This window comes from Segeticoccus rhizosphaerae, from assembly GCF_005222685.1.
Taxonomy (GTDB): domain Bacteria; phylum Actinomycetota; class Actinomycetes; order Actinomycetales; family Dermatophilaceae; genus Segeticoccus; species Segeticoccus rhizosphaerae.
Window position 1 is genome coordinate 221,742 of the sequence record NZ_SWMA01000003.1, and the last position, 13,457, is coordinate 235,198.

The 13,457-nt window shown below is 70.3% G+C and carries 13 protein-coding genes; 6 read left to right on the forward strand and 7 right to left on the reverse strand.

What is annotated here, in order from left to right; translation table 11 throughout:
* Window positions 1–54: 54 nt before the first annotated feature.
* Window positions 55–1,041, reverse strand: a complete 987-nt coding sequence (locus FCN22_RS03890) for an ABC transporter permease subunit (protein ID WP_162308126.1) — start codon at window positions 1,039–1,041, stop codon at window positions 55–57.
* Window positions 1,038–2,006 carry an ATP-binding cassette domain-containing protein gene (locus FCN22_RS03895; RefSeq protein ID WP_137120204.1) on the reverse strand — a complete coding sequence of 323 codons (969 nt, stop codon included), beginning with the start codon at window positions 2,004–2,006 and terminating at the stop codon, window positions 1,038–1,040. The genes FCN22_RS03890 and FCN22_RS03895 overlap by 4 nt, the downstream gene beginning before the upstream one ends.
* Before the next feature lie 170 nt (window positions 2,007–2,176).
* Here FCN22_RS03895 and FCN22_RS03900 point away from each other — a divergent pair, with 170 nt between their 5' ends.
* Window positions 2,177–2,608 (forward strand): hypothetical protein, encoded by a 432-nt coding sequence (locus FCN22_RS03900; RefSeq protein ID WP_202911381.1) that lies wholly within the window; start codon window positions 2,177–2,179, stop codon window positions 2,606–2,608.
* Window positions 2,605–4,173: a GMC family oxidoreductase gene (locus FCN22_RS03905; RefSeq protein WP_137120205.1), complete on the forward strand. Its 1,569-nt coding sequence runs from the start codon at window positions 2,605–2,607 to the stop codon at window positions 4,171–4,173. The genes FCN22_RS03900 and FCN22_RS03905 overlap by 4 nt, the downstream gene beginning before the upstream one ends.
* Before the next feature lie 63 nt (window positions 4,174–4,236).
* Here FCN22_RS03905 and lipB read toward each other — a convergent pair whose 3' ends face one another.
* Window positions 4,237–4,866 carry a lipoyl(octanoyl) transferase LipB gene (gene lipB, locus FCN22_RS03910; RefSeq protein WP_137120206.1) on the reverse strand — a complete coding sequence of 210 codons (630 nt, stop codon included), beginning with the start codon at window positions 4,864–4,866 and terminating at the stop codon, window positions 4,237–4,239.
* Between the two features lie 86 nt (window positions 4,867–4,952).
* Here lipB and FCN22_RS03915 point away from each other — a divergent pair, with 86 nt between their 5' ends.
* Together FCN22_RS03915 and FCN22_RS03920 are read left to right on the forward strand one after the other, a co-directional pair.
* On the forward strand, window positions 4,953–7,208 hold the full coding sequence (locus FCN22_RS03915; RefSeq protein WP_137120207.1) for an MMPL family transporter: 2,256 nt from the start codon (window positions 4,953–4,955) through the stop codon (window positions 7,206–7,208).
* Window positions 7,205–8,242 carry a Gfo/Idh/MocA family protein gene (locus FCN22_RS03920; RefSeq protein ID WP_137120208.1) on the forward strand — a complete coding sequence of 346 codons (1,038 nt, stop codon included), beginning with the start codon at window positions 7,205–7,207 and terminating at the stop codon, window positions 8,240–8,242. The genes FCN22_RS03915 and FCN22_RS03920 overlap by 4 nt, the downstream gene beginning before the upstream one ends.
* Window position 8,243: 1 nt before the next feature.
* Here the strand turns inward: FCN22_RS03920 and FCN22_RS03925 are convergent, their stop codons facing one another.
* Window positions 8,244–8,957 carry a YwaF family protein gene (locus tag FCN22_RS03925; protein WP_137120209.1) on the reverse strand — a complete coding sequence of 238 codons (714 nt, stop codon included), beginning with the start codon at window positions 8,955–8,957 and terminating at the stop codon, window positions 8,244–8,246.
* A gap of 27 nt (window positions 8,958–8,984) precedes the next feature.
* Window positions 8,985–10,400: an APC family permease gene (locus FCN22_RS03930; RefSeq protein WP_137120210.1), complete on the reverse strand. Its 1,416-nt coding sequence runs from the start codon at window positions 10,398–10,400 to the stop codon at window positions 8,985–8,987.
* 71 nt (window positions 10,401–10,471) lie between these two features.
* On the opposite strand from FCN22_RS03930, the gene FCN22_RS03935 reads away from it, so the two are divergent.
* Window positions 10,472–11,497, forward strand: a complete 1,026-nt coding sequence (locus FCN22_RS03935) for a GlxA family transcriptional regulator (protein ID WP_137120211.1) — start codon at window positions 10,472–10,474, stop codon at window positions 11,495–11,497.
* A 183-nt stretch (window positions 11,498–11,680) separates the two neighbouring features.
* Window positions 11,681–12,112: a helix-turn-helix domain-containing protein gene (locus FCN22_RS22490; RefSeq protein ID WP_137120212.1), complete on the forward strand. Its 432-nt coding sequence runs from the start codon at window positions 11,681–11,683 to the stop codon at window positions 12,110–12,112.
* Window positions 12,113–12,179: 67 nt separating this feature from the next.
* Here the strand turns inward: FCN22_RS22490 and FCN22_RS03945 are convergent, their stop codons facing one another.
* Together FCN22_RS03945 and FCN22_RS03950 are read right to left on the reverse strand one after the other, a co-directional pair.
* Window positions 12,180–12,788, reverse strand: a complete 609-nt coding sequence (locus FCN22_RS03945) for a ClpP family protease (RefSeq protein ID WP_137120213.1) — start codon at window positions 12,786–12,788, stop codon at window positions 12,180–12,182.
* Window positions 12,788–13,435: a ClpP family protease gene (locus FCN22_RS03950; protein ID WP_137120214.1), complete on the reverse strand. Its 648-nt coding sequence runs from the start codon at window positions 13,433–13,435 to the stop codon at window positions 12,788–12,790. Before FCN22_RS03950 ends, FCN22_RS03945 begins: the two co-directional genes overlap by 1 nt.
* Between the last annotated feature and the right edge of the window lie 22 nt (window positions 13,436–13,457).

Below are 13,457 nucleotides of genomic sequence, written 5' to 3' on the forward strand. Positions count from 1 at the left end.
CCGGACGAAGTCACCGACTGAGCCCCGTCACCGGGGCGGCCGCTCGGCCGCGCCTCAGGCCACGTCGCGTCGACGGAACAGGATTGCCCCCAGCAGCACGATGAGCCCGCACGCGACGGCGAGGTATGCCGTGCCGTGCCCGAACGAGACGTTCCGCTCCACCCCGGCGCACATGTAGTTGCCGGCCTGGTCGACGCGGCACTCGTCCAGGAAGAACGTCGTGCCCTTGGCCACCCAGGCCTCCACGTTCTTCAGCAGCAGCCACGGCTGTTGAGGCTGCAGGAAGGAGTTGACGAACATCCCCTCGACGAGGACGAGGTAGGCCATCGCGAGGCCGATCGCGGCGGCGGTGTGACGGACCAGGGAACCCAGGGCCGCACCCGCCACGGCAGCCACGGCGGTCAGCGCGAGCACGCGCAACGCCATCAGGAGCGGTGGCCCCCAACCCTTCGGCATGGCCGTGGAGCCCCAGGCGTCGCAGATGATCCAGACGCTCCCGACGAGCAGGGCCAGCACCACGACCGCGGGCGCCAGGACCCCAAGTCCAGCAGCCAGCAGCTTGCTCCCGTAGACCCGCAGGCGGCGGGGCTCGAAGGTCAGCCAGTTGCCCATCGACCCGGTGCTGAACTCGGCGGCCAGGAATCCCGCGCCGAGGAGGAAGGCGACGAAGGCCAGCGCGTAGGAGCCGATCTGGAGGGTGTCCGGCAGGGCTCGTTGCAGCTCGACGGCGGGTTTTCCCCAGTTGGCCCAGGTGGGCGCTTGCATGTCACACCCGAAGTTGACGGTGGGGTCGGTCTCGCGCTCCGTGGCCTCGGCCTTGCGGCACTCCTTGACCATCTCGGCGCCGTGCAGCTTCCAGTCCTTCTGGGCCTGCTCGAAGCTCTGCTGCGCCATGGTCAGCTCCTGGCCGGACAGCGGCTTCGCGTCGTGCGCGGTCCCGAAGATCACCACTGCGGTGATGACGAGGAGGCCGAGGCTCGTGAACAGCGTCAGCCGACGCGAAAAGAGCCGCTGCAGCTCGACGCGCACCAGGCGGATCACCGGGCCACCTCCTCGACCTGCGCGCGGGCATCCGCCTCGAGCGTGTCGTCCGCGGTCAGCTGCAGGAAGACCGACTCGAGGTCGGCACGCACCGGCACCAGCTCGTTGACCCAGAGGTCGTGGTGGGCCAGTCGCCTGGTGACCTCCGCGCCGTCGGTGACGCCGTCGACAGCGATGAGCCGGCCGTCCGGCCGAGCCGAGAGGCCCGCCGCGGTGAGCACCTGGATCGCGGCCCGGGGGTCGGACACCCCGACCCGCACGCCGCCCGCCGATCCGGCGCCGATGACGTCCGACACCCGACCCGAGGCCAGGAGCCTGCCGTGGCCGATGATCGACACCGTGTCGGCCACCTGCTCGACCTCACCGAGGATGTGGCTGCTGACCAGGACCGTCCGGCCCTGCGACCCGAGAGACCGCATGGTGTTGCGGATCTCGCGGATCCCCGCCGGGTCGAGCCCGTTGGTGGGTTCGTCGAAGATCAGCAGGTCGGGGGACTTCAGCAGCGTCGCGGCGATGGCGAGCCGTTGCTTCATGCCGAGGGAGTAGCCCTTGTAGCGGTCCTTGCCGCGGTGACCGAGGCCCGACTCGTCCAGGACCTCGTCGACCTTCGTGCTGGGCGCGCCGATGGCCTCGGCGAGCAGGCTGAGGTTCTTGCGACCGGTGAAGGCGGGGAAGAACTTCGGGGACTCGACGATCGCGCCGACGCGGCCCACGACCTCTGGCAGGTGCTCGGGGACTTCGCGGTCGAACAACCGCATGGTGCCTGCATCAGCGCGAATCAGGCCGAGCAGCATGCGGATCGACGTGGTCTTGCCGGACCCGTTCGGCCCGAGGAAACCGTGGACGCCCCCGACCGGAACGTCGAGGTCCAGGCCGGCGACGGCAACCTGCCGGCCGCGCCGTGTGCGATAGGTCTTGCGCAGTCCTCGGGTGGAGACGGCCAGTTCAGTGGCGGTGGAAGGCATCGCGGTGGTCCCCAAAGTTGTGCTCCGACCGCGGCCCGTCAGCCGCTTGACCGGAAACCTACCGTTGCCGAGAGGTTCGCGTGGGCGCAACACGCGATAGTCGATTGGTGCTGTACTGGTCGTCATCGGCTCGCCCAGCGTTCTCGCGGCGAGGAGAGGCAGGTTCTGGCATGACGCTGTTGACCGACCACGACACGGTGACCCTTGTGCGGCTGCTCAAGATGGCGTATCCGCACGAGGCGTTTCCGGACGGACCGTATGAACGCACTGCCCAGGCCGTCCTCGCCGCCGTCGCCGGCGCTCCCCGACAGCTGGCGCAGCTGATCCAGGGGCTGCACGACCTCGACGAGCTGCGCGAGGTGCCGTTCGCCGAGCTCGACGACGACACCGCGTTGACGGTGCTGCGCGGGATCCACGAGGCCGCCTTCTTCAAGAACGTCCGTGGCGTCGCGGTGGTCGCGCTCTACGACGACCACGAGGTGTGGGATCTGCTCGGTTACGAGGGGCCCTCCTTCGACAAGGGAGGCTATGTGGACCGGGGATTCAACGATCTCGACTGGTTGCCCGAGCCCAAGATCTCGATCGAGGAGGCGAGCGCGTGAGCCGCTTCGACGCCGACGACGACGACGTGGTGGTGGTCGTCGGTTCCGGAGCGGGTGGAGGGACGCTCGCCAACGAGCTGTGCCAGCGGGGCATCAGGACGGTGGTCCTGGAGGCGGGGCCGCACCTCACCGGCAAGGACTACCACAACGACGAGTGGCAGGCCTTCAGCCAGATGGCCTGGACCGATCCCCGCACCACTTCCGGGAGCTGGCGGTTGGCCACCGACTTCCCCACCCTCCCCGCGTGGATCGTCAAGGCCGTCGGCGGTACCACCACCCACTGGGCCGGCGCCACCCCACGCTTCAAGGAGCATGAGTTCCGCATCCGCAGCACCTACAGCGACATCGACGGGGCGAGCCTGCTGGACTGGCCCATCACGTTGACGGAGCTGGAGCCCTATTACGACCAGGCCGAGGTCAAGATGGGATCTTCCCACCTGCACGGCCGTCCGCCGCTCCCGGCCAACAACAACTACAAGGTCTTCGCCAACGGCGCGGAGCGGGTCGGCTACCGCCGCTACGCGACCGGCCCCTATGCCACCAACGCGGAGCCGTATGACGATCGGCCGGCCACCGTCCAGGACGGCTTCAACTTCCAGGGGGACAAGGGAGGCTCCAAGTGGTCGACGCTGGTGGCCGAGCTGCCCAAGGCGGAGAAGACCGGCAAGCTCGACCTCCGGCCGGACAGCCACGCAGTGCAGATCCTGCACGACACCAGGGGTCGTGCCACGGCAGTGCTCTACACCGACAGCGAGGGCACCCTGCGCCGGCAGCGCGCCCGGGTCGTCTGCGTGGCGGGGAACTCGATCGAGACCCCGCGGTTGCTCCTGCTGTCCGCATCCGCGCTGTTCCCCGCCGGACTCGGTAACTCCTCCGGTCAGGTCGGGCGGAACTACATGCGGCACACCACCGCGACGGTGTGGGGTCAATACGACCAGCCGGTGCGGATGTACCGAGGCGAGACCATGGCCGGTTGCATCCAGGACGAGTCCAGGCTGGACACCAGCCGCGGGTTCGCGGGTGGCTACTACATGCAGACCATCGCACTCGGCCCCGCCTTCTTCGCCTCCTTCGTGGCGCCGGGCACCTGGGGCCCCGATTTCACCAGCCACATGGACGCCTACCGGGATACGGCCGGCATGTGGATCGTCGGAGAGGACATGCCGCAGGCCGACAACCGGGTCACCCTCAACGACGGTGTCCTCGACCAGCACGGGCTGCCGGTGGCCAACGTCCACTTCGACGACCACCCCAACGACGTCGCGATGCGCGAGCACGCGCAGCGGCAGGGTCAGGCGGTGTACGAGGCGGTGGGAGCGAAGCGCACCATCGTCACCCCGCCGTACCCCTCGACGCACAACCTCGGTACCTGCCGCATGAGCGAGCGGCCGGTGGACGGTGTGGTCGACCGGCATGGTCGGGCCCACGACGTGCCCAACCTGTTCGTCTCCGACGGCAGCCAGTTCACCTCGGGAGCCGCTGCCAACCCCACCTTGACCATCGTCGCGCTCGCGATCCGGCAAGCGGAGTACATCGCAGGGGAGTATCGCCGCCAGGGCGCGTGACCGCCATACCTCGTCCGGGTGGCTGACCAGGTGCCCGAGGGGAGCCTGGTCAGCCTGGTCAGCTCAGCCGAGGACGTCGGCCAGGTGCTTCTCGGCATACGGGAGCACCTCGGCGACGGTGACGTCGCGGTCGAGCTCCGCGGACAGGGAGGTGACCCCGGCGTCGGCGATGCCGCACGGCACGATGACCTGTGACCAGGCCAGCTCGCAGTCGCAGTTCAGGGCGAAGCCGTGCATCGTCACGTCGTGGCTGACGCGGATCCCGATGGCGCCAAGCTTGCGGTCGGGGCCACGGCCGTCGGCCGTCACCCACACCCCGCTGCGGCCCTCGACGCGCACCGCCTCGACCCCGAGGTCCGCCGCCACGGCGATCATCATCGCCTCGAGACGTCGCACGTGGCCGACCACGTCGACAGGTTGGGGGAGGTGGACGATCGGGTAGCCCACCAGCTGCCCGGGACCGTGCCAGGTGATCTTGCCGCCGCGGTCCACGTCGATCACCGGGGTGCCGTCGAGTGGGCGCTCATGCTGCTCGGTGCGTTTGCCCGCGGTGTAGACCCGCTGGTGCTCGAGGAGCAGGACGGTGTCCGGCTCCTCGTCCGCCACGACGGCTGCGTGCACCTCACGCTGACGGGCCCAAGCCTGCTCGTAGTCGACGAAATCCGGGTCGAAGCCGAGGTGGACGAATCGCATGACACGAGACTACGCGCCCGCATCGACCGCTTCGCTGCCCCTAGGCTGTCGCCCGGACAGACCGTCGACCCGAGGAGGGTCCCGCCATGGCCCGAACCGACCTCAGGCCCGAGCAGGGATCCGCCGAGCGCGCCGGGCTGTCACGCCGCCAGCGGATCCTCCGGTCGGTCGTCGTGGCGCTGGTGCTCGTCGGCTTCCTGGCGGTGGCCGGAGTCGGCGGTCCGCTCGTGGGCCGGCTGTCGGAGGTGCAGAAGAACGACAACGCCTCGTTCCTGCCGGCGTCGGCCGAGTCGACCGAGGTGAGCCAGCTGGCGCGCTCCTTCGCCCCGGTCGAGGCGTTGCCCTACTTCCTCGTGGTCGAGCGTCCTTCGGGCCTGACCCCGGCCGACCGGCAGGCCGTGCAGGACTTCGTCCAACGCATACCGACGCTGCCCTTCGCGGTGGACGACCACAGGCTGGGCCAGTATCTCGTGGCGCCACCGGGCCAAGCCATACCGAGTGCCGACGGGGAAGCGCTGATGGTGCCGGTCCTGCTCGACGCCGACAAGGCGAGCAAGGCCGTCGCCGGGACCACTCCCTTGTACGAGGGCGCACAGGCCATGCGCACCGCAGCGCAGAAGACCCTCGAAGCGGACGGGCTCAAGGTCTACGTGACCGGACCGGCCGGCATCCTCGCGGACTTCGTGGACGCCTTCTCGGGCATCGACGGCATCCTGCTGCTCGTCGCGCTCATCGTGGTCTTCGTGATCCTGCTCATCGTCTACCGCAGCCCGATCCTGCCGGTCACGGTGCTGCTCAGCGCGATGCTCGGGCTGTCGCTCGCGGCCCTCGTGGTCTTCCCGCTCGCGAAGCACGGTGCCCTGGACGTGAACGGGCAGACCCAGGGGATCTTGTTCATCCTCGTCGTCGGGGCGACAACGGACTACGCGCTCCTGCTCGTCGCCCGCTACCGCGAGGAGCTGCACGACCACCAAAGCAAGTGGACTGCGATGCGGGCGGCATGGCGTGCCGCCGTCGAGCCGATCGTCGCCAGCGGCTCGACGGTGATCCTGGGCCTGCTCTGCCTGCTGCTGTCCGACCTCGGCAGCACCCGCGGGCTGGGACCGGTGGGCGCCCTCGGGATCGCCGGTGCGCTGCTGTCAGCGCTGCTCTTCCTGCCGGCGGTGCTGATGCTGTTCGGCCGGCGCATCTTCTGGCCGCTGATCCCGCACGTCGACCACGTCCACTCGGAGGACTCCGTCGGACGGCGTGGCATCTGGGGGCGGGTCGCCGGCATGGTGGGTCGCCACCCCCGCCGCACCTGGGTCACCACCTTGGTCGTGCTGCTCATCTGCGGGGCCTTCGTGCCGACCTTCCGGGCGAGCGGGACGACCCAGGCCGAGCTGTTCCGCAACCCGGTCGAGTCGGTGACCGGCGAACACGTCATGGCCGAGCACCACTTCCCGGGAGGCTCCGGGACACCGGTCGAGATCATCGCGCCCGCCGACCAGGCCGACCGGGTCGCCTCGATCGCGAAGCAGGTCGACGGAGTCGAGGACGTGTCGGTGTCCGGTGGCAACGACGGCGGTTCGCCGAAGGTCGTGGACGGACGCGTCCTGGTCGACGCGACGCTGCAGTCCGGCTCGGACAGCCAGGCCTCGATCGACGCGGTCAAGCAGATGCGCACCCAGCTCGACGCCGTGGGCACGGACGTGCTCGTGGGCGGCGACACCGCCGCCAACCTCGACGTGCGCGACGCCAGCAAGCGTGACCTGCGGGTCATCATCCCCGCCATCCTGGCGGTCATCCTCGTGGTGCTCATGCTGCTGCTGAGGTCGGTCCTCGCAGCGATCCTGCTGGTGGTGGCCAACGTGGTCTCGTTCGCCGCCACGATCGGTGTCTCCGCCCTGGTCTTCAACCACCTCTTCGACTACCCGGGGGCCGATCCGGGACTGCCTCTGTATGCCTTCGTCTTCCTCGTCGCGCTCGGCATCGACTACTCGATCTTCCTGATGACCCGGGTGCGTGAGGAGTCGGGACACCGCGGCACCAGACCGGGTGTGCTGGTGGGCCTGGCGGTCACCGGAGGCGTCATCACCAGCGCCGGAGTGGTGCTGGCCGCGACGTTCTCGGCACTGTCGGTCATCCCGATCCTGTTCCTGCTGCAGATCGCGTTCCTGGTGGCCTTCGGTGTCCTGCTCGACACTCTCGTCGTCCGTTCGCTGCTCGTCCCCGCGGTCGTCCACGAGGTCGGTTCGGTGATCTGGTGGCCCAGTCGGTTGGACCGCCCGAAGGGCCGGCACGAGATGGGCGCCGTGGGCCGGACAGCCGCCACCGTCGGCGCCACCGAAGGAGAGCGATGACACGAGTGGGGATCGCGGGCTACGGCCTGGCCGGGCGCCACCTGCACGCCGCGCCGATCGCGGCAGTCGGTATGACGGTCGCGGCCGTCGCGACCAGCAACGCCTCGCGAGCGGAGCAGGTGGCCCGGGAACACCCGGGCGCGCAGGTCGTGCCGGAGCTCGACGCACTCCTGGCGGTCGATGGCCTCGACCTGGTCGTGCTGGCCACGCCGACCGGCGACCACGCGGCGCAGGCGCTCGCCGTGGTCGAGGCTGGGATCGCGCTGGTGGTCGACAAGCCTCTCGGCGTCGACGCCACGCAGGCCCGCGAGGTCGTCGCCGCGGCGGCGGGGGCGCACGTGCCCCTCACGGTCTTCCAGAACCGTCGCTACGACCCGGAACATGCCACCCTCCGCGAGGTCGTGCGGAGCGGCCGCCTCGGTGAGACCTACCGGCTCGAACTGCGTTGGGAGCGTTGGCGCCCCACGCCGCTGACTCGCTGGCGCGAGACCATGCCACCCGAGCAGGGCGGCGGCCTGCTGCTCGACCTGCAGTCACACCTGGTCGACGGGGCGGTGGAGCTCTTCGGCCCCGTCGAGCGGGTCTACGCCGAACTGGCCTCCCACCTGACCACTGCGGAGGATGACGCGTTCCTCGCCTGCCACCACGCATCGGGCGCGGTGTCCCACCTGGGCACGATGTCCGTGGCGGGCGCGCCGGGCCCACGGGTGCGGCTGCTCGGCCGTGAGGGCGCCTTCGTCCTCGGCGACTTCGAGGGCGAGATCAACGTCTTCCCCGACACCGCTGACGCCGACGGCGAACACTGCGGCTGGATCTACACCGGCGAGTCGCGCGTGCCGGTCCTGCGCGTCCCCTCCGAGCAGGCCGACTTCTACCGCGCGGTCGCAGCGGCCCTCGGGCGCGGCGACTTCCGCGAGGTCCAGGCGGCCATGCCGGTCGACCCGCACGACGCCGTACACGTGATGGACGTCATCGACGCGGCCCGGGTGAGCGCCGTCGGCAGCACTGTCGAGACCATCCGCCCACCGGAGTGAGTCACGACTCCTGGTGGGTGACCGGAGCGGATGCCTTGCGGTTCCACGGCCAGGTGAGCAGCGCCCAGGCGCCGGCAATCAGCAAGGCCTCGACGACGACATACCAGGGCCACGGGCCCAGCACGTCCAGGATCGAGGCGCTCACGGGCTTGGCGTTGAGGTATCCGTAGTTGCTGCCGACGGCGAAGTTGAGCGACATGACGGCGGCCGCCCAGACCGCGGTCAGGGCCAGGGTGAATCGGTAGCCACGCCAGTCGGGTCCCTTGCCGGCACCGACCAGGTAGCAGGCCGCCCACACCGCCAGCACGTGCCGCACCCAGTAGCCGAAGAACTGGACCTGCGGGAAGACGCTCCCGAGGTCCGGGGTCACCACGGCCTGCACCGTGAGGGTGAGGCCCCAGTAGTAGAGCACCGCCGACCACGTGGCCCTGCCGGTCAGCAGGGCGACCACCGCGACGATCCAGGCGAAGTCGCAGATCTGCACCGGCAGCCCGGTGCGCCAGGCGCCGACGGCGTTGACCCAGTTGATCGTCTGGAACGGGCCACAGATCACCAGGATCGCCAGCCCGGCGACGCGCCGGAACCACACCTGCGACGGCCCCGTCAGGCGCAGGCCCACGAGGACGGCCGCGGCACAGCCCGCCGCGAAGAGGCCGAGGATCAGCCAGTGCTCCGGCCCGAAGGCGACGAACCGGTCGTCGGCCTGCTCCACCATGGGCCAAGTCTCCCGTGTGCACGGACGTCATGCTTCTCCGTGCGGCCGCGCGGGGCAGCACTCGGCCACCAGCCGGGTGGTGGCTCGACCTGGCGGACGCGGCTCTCCGACCCCGGCGCGCCCGTCCACCGCCACCGGTGGGCCCGGCCACGGGCTGCGGGAGCGCGACGGCCGGTGCGTCCACGCGAGAGCGGCCAGCGCGATGCCCGCGGGCCAGAGCAGATACCAGCCGAAGGTCGTGGCCACCAGCCCCACCAGAGCCAGACCCACGGCGGCCACGACTCGCTCGCCACGGCCGGGCAGCAGGCGCAGCGCCGCGGCCATGGCCACCACGTAGACGGTGACGAGGGCCGACGTGGTGAGCAGCACCAGGGTGGTGACCGACACCGCGTCGGCGACCAGCACCGCGAAGCCGGCGAACGCGAGGACGGCCAGGACGGCCAGGCTGTGCCGAGGAGTCTCGCCCGGCGCCGCGCCCTGACCGAGCCAGGCCGGTAGGCTCCCGTCCCGGCCGAGGGCAGCACCGAGCTTGGCGCAGCCGGCGGCGAAGGCGTTGACGACCCCGAGGGTCAGCACGACCGCCAGTCCCGCGGTGATCGGCCCTGCCGCACCGCCCAGGCCGTAGGCGAGCAGGGCGGCCAGTGGCGCGCGCCCCTGCGCGGCGTCGGTGGGCAGCGCGAGGACCGTGGTGACGGCCAGCCCGAGGTAGAGCACACCGACGACCACCAGAGCGCTTGCCGTCACCCGCGGCAGATCCCTTGCCGGGGAGCGGAACTCGCCGCCGAGGTGGCTCATGTCCTCCCAACCGGAGAAGGCCCAGACCACCAAACCGAAGGCCTGCCCGATCGCACTCCAGCCGTGCGGGGTGAAAGGCTGCAGGCGAGCGAGGTCCACGTGTGGGATGGCCACGGCGACGGCTGCGACCAGCATGATCACCAACACCGCGGCGACACCGAGCTGCACCATGCTCGACGTGCGCAAGCCGAGGGCGTTGGCGACGATGACGGTCACCATGATCAGTCCGGTCGTGACGAGCGCCGTCACGCGGCCGCCACCGAACGAGTGGGCCGTGTAGTCGCCCGCGAAGTGGGCCGCCGCCGGTATGCCGACCGGGATGGTGAGGTAGAAGCACCAGCCGATCGCTCCGGCCACCCGGTCGCCGAAGGCGCGCCTGGCGTAGGTCGACACGCCCCCGGCATCGGGCATGCGGGCACCGAGTGACGCGAAGGTCCAGGCGATCGGGACGGAGGCGGTGATCAGGCCGGCCCAGACCAGCAGTGAGGCCGGTCCCGCGGTGCGGGCTGCGAGGCTGGGCAGCGCGAGGACTCCGGTGCCGAGGATCGCGCCGAGGTAGAAGGCCAGACCCGAGGAGAAGGACAGGCCCGAGTCCTTCGTGCTGGCGGCGGGTTCGGCGCCGGCGGCGCGCGCGGCGAGGTGCGTCATACATCCCAGCGTGTGGCGGCGGCGAAAAATTCGATAGAGGCATCAATGCCGCCTCTGCCATGATTTGTGCCATGGTATCGGTCGCCAACAACAGCCCTGCCGCCAAGCGTGCCCCTCGGTCCGGACGCCGCCCTCACAAGGTGGCGGTGGTCGTCACCCGCGGACTGCCCATCTTCGAGCTCGCAGTGCCCTGCGAGGTCTTCGGCATCGACCGCAGTGACCTGGTGGACCCTTGGTATGACTTCAGATTCGTCGCCGGACAGGCAGGAGACCTGTCGACCACCGGCGGCTTCCACGTCCACCCCGAGAGCGGGCTGGACTACCTCGACGAGGCGGACACGGTCATCGTGCCGGCGTGCGACCGCGTCGTCCAGATCGAGCCGCCGCAGCCCCTGCTGGAGGCCCTGCGGAGGGCCCACGACCGCGGCGCCCGCATCGCCTCGCTGTGCAGCGGCTCCTATGTCCTCGCGGCGGCCGGCCTCCTGGACGGCCGGCGCGCCACGTCGCACTGGATGAACCTCGACGACTTCGCCGCCCGCTACCCGCGCGTGCACGTGGACCACAACGTGCTGTTCACCGACAACGACGGCACGGTCCTGACGTCTGCGGGCACGGCCGCGAGCATCGACCTGTGCCTGCACCTCGTGCGACACGACTTCGGTGCCGGTGTCGCCGCGTCGGTGGCACGGAGGATGGTGATCCCGGCGCAGCGCGAGGGTGGGCAGGCGCAGTACGTCGACCGCGACACCGAACCGGTGCCGCCACCTGCGGTCTTCGGTGACATGCTCGAGTGGGTCAGCAGTCACCTGGACGAACCGCTCACCGTGGCCGACCTGGCCCGTCGAGCATCGCTGAGCCGCCGCCATTTCCACCGGAACTTCGTGCGTGCCACCGGACAGACGCCCCTGCAGTGGGTGCAGAGCCGGCGGGTGCGGCGGGCGCAGGAGCTGCTCGAGAGCACCGACCTGTCGGTGGAGCAGATCGCGACGCGCACCGGTTTTGCCAACAGCAATACGCTGCGCACTCACTTCGTGCGCGCCGTGACGGTCAGCCCGCAGCAGTACCGCCGCAACTTCTCGGAGGCCGCCGCCTCCTGAGCGCTGCGCGGTCCCCTGGTTTCGGCGGCAAACGCGCAGCCGGTGGCACGAGCTCGCCGCAACAACGGAGAAGACCGGACGGTTACGCCGATGGCGCAAAGGGTTGCCCGGTCGCGTCACGGGCGTCGTACCGTGAGGAGGACGCCGGAGTCGGTGGTCGAGGTCGCGACCGTGGGAGGCAGCATGTCCGAACCATCCGGGGTGCTTGCCCTGCACCGGCCGGGCGCGCGCCGCGTGCGACGTCTCCGCCGGGAGCCGTTGTGGCGTCACGTGGTCGGCGAGGTCCTGCGCGTCGAACGGCAGAGCCAGGGCCGCACCCTGCGCGACGTGTCCGACGAGGCGCAGATCTCGATGGCCTACCTCTCCGAGATCGAGCGCGGTCGCAAGGAGCCGTCGTCGGAGATCCTCGCCGCCGCGGCGCACGCCCTCGGCCTGACGCTGGCCGAGGTCGTGCACCGGGCGGACGCACTGCTGGCACCACCGGCCGAGCAGGAGCCTGAGGCGGTCTCGCCGGTGGGCCGGACGCTCGACCTGACCACACGTCATACGCTCCGGCCCGCGAGCCCTCCCGACCGGGTGCAGGGACCGGGAAGCCAGGTCACGCTCGCCGCCTGACGGCAGCGACCCGCTGGTGCCGGGTGGAGCCGGGACGCACCAAGCCAGACCTCGTCGCGGATCGGCCTCAGGAAGCCGCGTCCTCGCGCCTGGTGATCACCTCGTCGGCGAGGCCGTAGTCGACGGCCTCCGCGGCGGTGAAGACCTTGTCGCGGTCCATGTCGGCGCGCAGCCGTGCCGTGTCGTGCGGGGTGTGCCGGGTGAGCACGTCCTCGACCTGGGAACGGATCCGCAGCACCTCCTTGGCCTGCACCGACAGGTCCGAGACCGTGCCCTGCTGTCCGCCGGCGGCGGGCTGGCTGAGGAGGACCCTGGCGTGCTCCAGCACGAACCGGCGGCCCGGTGTTCCCGCGGCCAGCAGCACCGCGGCGGTCGAGACCGCCTGCCCGACGCAGAACGTGGAGATGGGCGGACGGACGAACTGCATCGTGTCGTAGATCGCCATCAGCGCGGGAAACGAACCGCCGGGGGAGTTGAGGTAGATCGCGACCTCCCTGTCGGCGTTCTCCGACTCCAGGTGGATCAGCTGGGCGATGACGACGTTGGCGACGCCGTCGTCGATCTCGGTGCCCAGGAAGATGATCCGCTCGGAGAGCAGGCGGCTGTAGATGTCGAAGGACCGCTCGCCGGTCGACGTGCGCTCGACCACGGTGGGGATGGTGTACTGCCCGGCCATCACAGACCCACCCTTCGCTGCGCCGGCATCGGCCTGACGTCGGTGAGGGTCTCCACGATCCGGTCGACCATGCCGTAGTCCAGCGCCTGCTCGGCCGTGAACCATCGGTCACGGTCGCTGTCCGCGGCGATGGTCTCGGCGGTCTGACCCGTGTGCTCGGCGATGAGGCGCTCCATGGCGTGCTTGGTGTATTCATGGCTCTCGGCCTGGATGGCGATGTCGGCCGCGGTGCCGCCTATCCCGGCGGAGGGCTGGTGCATCATGATCCGCGCGTTCGGCAGGCTGTAGCGCTTGCCCTTCGTCCCGACGCAGAGCAGGAACTGGCCCATGCTCGCGGCGAAACCCATGGCCATGGTCGAGACGTCGTTGGGGACGAGGCGCATCGTGTCGTAGATCGCCATCCCGGCCGTCACCGAACCACCCGGTGAATTGATGTAGAGGCTGATGTCGCTGCGCGGGTCCTCGGCCGACAGCAACAGCAGCTGGGCGCAGACCCGACCGGCCGACACGTCGTCGACCTGGGTGCCCAGGACGATGATCCGCTGGCGCAGCAGCTCGGTCGCCAGGTGGTCGTCGAAGGGCGTGGGTGAGGTCTCACCGTCAGCGAGGCGTGGCATCAGCCGGCGGGTGTCCGGTGGGCTGGTCATGAGGTCCTCCTTGGCGTCGTAT